Below are 4,092 nucleotides of genomic sequence, written 5' to 3' on the forward strand. Positions count from 1 at the left end.
TGGGCGTCGGCGGGACGCGCGCCCTCGGTGTACAGCACGACGTACTCGACCTCCGCGCCCGGTTCGGCGATCACCCGCCGGGCCTGCGCCGACGAGGGAGGCGAGGTGGTTGGCGCGGGGCACGGCCGCATGCGCGGCGGCGAACTCGGCGAAGCCCTCGTACATCCCGACATCGCCACCGAAGTAGACCCGGCTCTCCGCGCGCATCGCGGCCAGCCGTTCCGGCAGGGCGGGGAAGAGACTGGAGCCGCAGTTGCCGCAGATCTCCGTGGTGACACCCTGCAGGACGGCGGCCTGGACCATGTCGCCGCCCACTTCCCCGTCGATCAGGGTGACGCCGTCGGAGTGGGTGTGCACGTCGATGAAGCCGGGGGCGACGACGAGGCCGGTCACGTCCTCGGTGTGGCGGGAGCCGGCCGGGGCTCCCGGAGGCAGCAGCGTGAGGCGACCGGCGAGGACACCGACGTCGGCGGAGCGGGCGGCATCGGGCGCCGCCGTACCGTCGACCACCAGGCCGCCTCGGAGCAGCAGATCGAAGTGGGGGATCACAGGACCTGCCCGAGGAAGGTGCGGAAGCGTTCGTGGCGCGGGTTGGCGAGCACGTCGCGGGGGTGGCCCTGCTCGACGATCACCCCGCCGTCGATGAAGACCAGATTGTCGCCGACCTCGCGGGCGAAGCTCATCTCGTGGGTCACGACCATCATCGTCATCCCGCTGACGGCCAGGTCTCGCATGACCGCGAGCACCTCCTGGACCAGCTCGGGGTCGAGCGCGCTGGTCGGCTCGTCGAAGAGCATGAGCTTGGGGTCCATGGCCAGACTGCGGGCGATCGCCACGCGCTGCTGCTGGCCGCCGGAGAGCTGGGCGGGGTAGTGGTCCGCGCGGTCCGCCAGGCCCACCCGTTCCAGCAGTTCCAGCGCCCTTCTTCTGGCGTCCCCCTTGGAGACGCCCTTGACGACCACCGGGCCCTCCATGATGTTCTCCAGCGCCGTGCGGTGCGGGAAGAGGTGGAAGCGCTGGAACACCATGCCGATGTCCTGCCGCTGGCGGCAGAGCCGGGCGGGGCTCAGGTGGTGGAGCCGGTCGCCCTGTTCGGCGTAGCCGATCAGGTCGCCGTCCACCCGGATGCGGCCGGAGTCGATGGTCTCCAGCCGGTTGACGCAGCGCAGCAGTGTCGACTTGCCGGACCCGGACGGGCCGACGACGCAGACCACGCCGCCTACGGGCACGTCCAGGCTGATGCCCTTGAGCACCTCGACGGAGCCGAAGCACTTGCGCACCGAGCGGATGCTCACCATGGGCTCGGTCATCAGACGTTCCCCCTGCTGAACGGCCGCAGGTTGCGGCGGACCCTGACCTGCAGCGTGTGGTGGCCGCGCTCGAACCGCTTCTCGACGAAGTGCTGGCCGACGCTGGCGATGGTGGTGAGCACGATGTACCAGATGGAGGCCACGACGAGCAGCGCGATCACCTCGAAGTTGCCGAGGTAGATGCGCTGGGAGACGGTCAGCAGCTCGGCCCCGGCGATGACCGAGACCATCGAGGTGGTCTTGAGCATCGAGATGAACTGGTTGCCGGTGGGCGGGATGATCACCCGCATCGCCTGGGGAAGCACCACCCGGCGAAGCACCTGCCGGTGCGACATGCCGAGCGCCTCGGCCGCCTCGCGCTGGCCGGGGTCCACCGAGCGGATGCCCGCCCGGACGATCTCGGCCATGTAGGCGCCCTCGTTGATCGCCAGACCGAGCAGGGCCGCGGTGAAGGGCGTGATCAGCTCGTTGGCCTGCCACTCGATCAGCTTGGGGCCGTCGAACGGCACGCCGATGCCGAAGGAGGGGAAGACCAGCCCGATGTTGAACCAGAAGATGAGCTGGACCAGCAGCGGGGTGCCGCGGAAGAACCAGGTGTAGAGCGCGGAGGCGCCCCGCAGCACGGGGCTGCCGGACAGCTGCATCACCGCGGCGAGGATGCCCAGCGCCAGGCCGATCGCCATCGACAGCACGGTGAGCTGGATCGTGACCCACAGGCCGCCGAGGACCCTGCCGTCCATCAGGTACGCGGCGATGACGTCCCAGTGCAGGTTCTCGTTGACGATGATCGTGTAGGCCAGCCAGACCAGGACGAATCCGGCGACCGCTGCCGTGATCCACCGGCCGGGCCGCGGCGGGCGGAGCGCGTCGATCGGCAGGTGCGGATTCTCGGTGCCCGCGGCGGTTCCGGTCACTTCCATGGCTTGGTGTTGACCGTCACCTCGGGCACGGCGTTGCTCGCGACGCCGTACTTCTCCAGGACCGCCTGGTAACCGCCGTCGGCGGTCAGTTCCTGCATCGCCTTGGCCACGGCGTCGCGCAGCGCGGTGTTGCGCCGGTCGATCGCGATGCCCCAGGGACCGGCGTCGTACTGCTCGGGCAGCACGTCGTACTTGCCGGTCTCCTTGGCGTACATCGCCGCGACGGGCGAGTCGACGATGGTGGCGACCGCGCGGCCGGAGTCGATGCTCAGCAGGCCGGTCGGCGCGTCCTCACTCTGCATGATCTGCATCTTCTTGGCGCACTTCTCGTCCTGCCGTTGCCCGATCGCGAGGTTCGAGCTGCCCTTGGCCAGCACGACGGTACGGCCGCACAGGTCCTCAAGGGTCTTGATGCCCTCGGGGTTGCCCTTCTTGACCATGATGGCCCCACCGGCGTTGAAGTAGTCGACGAAGTCGACGGCCGCGCGGCGCTCCTCGGTGTCGCTCATCGAGGACATCACCACGTCCCACTGGCCTGCCTGCAGACCCGGGATCAGGCCGTCGAAGGCGGCGTTGGTCACCTTGGCCTTCAGGCCGAGCTTGGCCGCGATCGCCTCGGCGAGGTCCGGGTCGACGCCGGTGAGCTGCTGGGTGCCCGGCTTGTACATCTCCATCGGCGGGTAGCCCTCCGAGGTCGCCATCCGGAGCTCGCCCTTCTTGCGGACGGCCTCGGGCACCAGGTCCTTGGCGGTCTTGCCGGCCGCCGAGGTGGCGCCCGCGCCGACGTCGGTTCCCGACGACGAGCGCCCGCAGCCGCCGGCGAATGCCGACACCGCCAGCGCGACAGCGATGACCGAATACAGGCGCTTTGTCACGAAATCTCCTAGTTTGCGAATGGTTGAGTTTATGGTGGCGATGGGAGGTAACGGCCCCAACGCACGTGAATGCTTGCGAGCCTTGGCATCGAAAACTTCGCTGCTAAGACCGGACAAAAGCCATCAGTCTCTACCTTCGACACCATGACCTTGGTGATGGAGAACGGCTGGCCGCGCACTGCGGCATGGACCGGCGGGGAACTCCGCATCGGCGGGATCGGCGTGCGGGAGCTCGCCGCCGAGTTCGGCACGCCCGCCTACGTCCTCGACGAGGAGGAGTTCCAGGGCCGCTGCGCGGAGTGGCGGGAGGCGCTCCCCGACGGGGAGGTGCACTACGGCGGCAAGGCCTTCCTCTGCCCCGAGGTGGTGCGCTGGCTGGAGGCGGCCGGGCTCTGCCTCGACGTGTGCACCGGAGGCGAGCTGGCCGTGGCCCTGGCCGGGGGCATGGACCCCGCGCGGGTGGTCTTCCACGGCAACAACAAGTCGGTCGCCGAGCTGCGCCGCGCCGTCACCTGGGGCGTCGGCTGCGTGGTCGTGGACTCCTTCACCGAGATCGAGCGCCTGGCCGCCCTCGCGGACGAGGCGGGGGTACGGCAGCGCGTGATGATCCGGGTCACCCCCGGGGTGGAGGCGCACACCCACGAGTTCATCGCCACCGGGGGCGACGACTCGAAGTTCGGGTTCTCGCTCAGCGCCGGACTGGCGGCCGAGGCGGTACGCCGGGTCCTGGCCACCACCTCACTGGAGCTGACCGGGCTGCACTCGCACATCGGGTCGCAGATCACCGATCTGGGCGGCTTCACCCTGGCCGCCCGCCGGATGGCCGACTTCCTGCTGGCCTGCGAGCTTGAGCACGGCGTGACGATCCCCAAGCTCGACCTCGGCGGCGGCCTTCCGTTGCCCGGGGCCCTGTCACATCCACCAGGTCGCGTCGGTGATGGCGTCGAAGCCGAGGGAGTCGTAGAGCGGCTTGCCGGCCTTGGCCGC

At 69.6% G+C, this 4,092-nt stretch carries 3 protein-coding genes and 2 pseudogenes; 1 reads left to right on the forward strand and 4 read right to left on the reverse strand.

Features of this window, described 5'->3' with window-relative positions:
• The 4 genes and pseudogenes from ABZ260_RS47900 to ABZ260_RS47915 all read right to left on the reverse strand — a co-directional run.
• Positions 1-549 (reverse strand): annotated as a pseudogene (locus ABZ260_RS47900) (D-aminoacylase); the annotation flags it as partial.
• Positions 546-1,310: an amino acid ABC transporter ATP-binding protein gene (locus ABZ260_RS47905; protein WP_355631748.1), complete on the reverse strand. Its 765-nt coding sequence runs from the start codon at positions 1,308-1,310 to the stop codon at positions 546-548. The pseudogene ABZ260_RS47900 and the gene ABZ260_RS47905, both read right to left, overlap by 4 nt.
• Positions 1,310-2,230, reverse strand: coding sequence for an amino acid ABC transporter permease (locus ABZ260_RS47910; protein WP_355631751.1), 921 nt, complete (start codon positions 2,228-2,230; stop codon positions 1,310-1,312). The genes ABZ260_RS47905 and ABZ260_RS47910 overlap by 1 nt, the downstream gene beginning before the upstream one ends.
• Positions 2,221-3,105, reverse strand: a complete 885-nt coding sequence (locus ABZ260_RS47915) for an ABC transporter substrate-binding protein (RefSeq protein WP_355551404.1) — start codon at positions 3,103-3,105, stop codon at positions 2,221-2,223. The genes ABZ260_RS47910 and ABZ260_RS47915 overlap by 10 nt, the downstream gene beginning before the upstream one ends.
• Positions 3,106-3,249: 144 nt before the next feature.
• On the opposite strand from ABZ260_RS47915, the pseudogene ABZ260_RS47920 reads away from it, so the two are divergent.
• Positions 3,250-4,092 (forward strand): annotated as a pseudogene (locus tag ABZ260_RS47920) (diaminopimelate decarboxylase); the annotation flags it as partial.

The organism is Streptosporangium sp. NPDC006013 (assembly GCF_040614275.1).
Taxonomy (GTDB): domain Bacteria; phylum Actinomycetota; class Actinomycetes; order Streptosporangiales; family Streptosporangiaceae; genus Streptosporangium.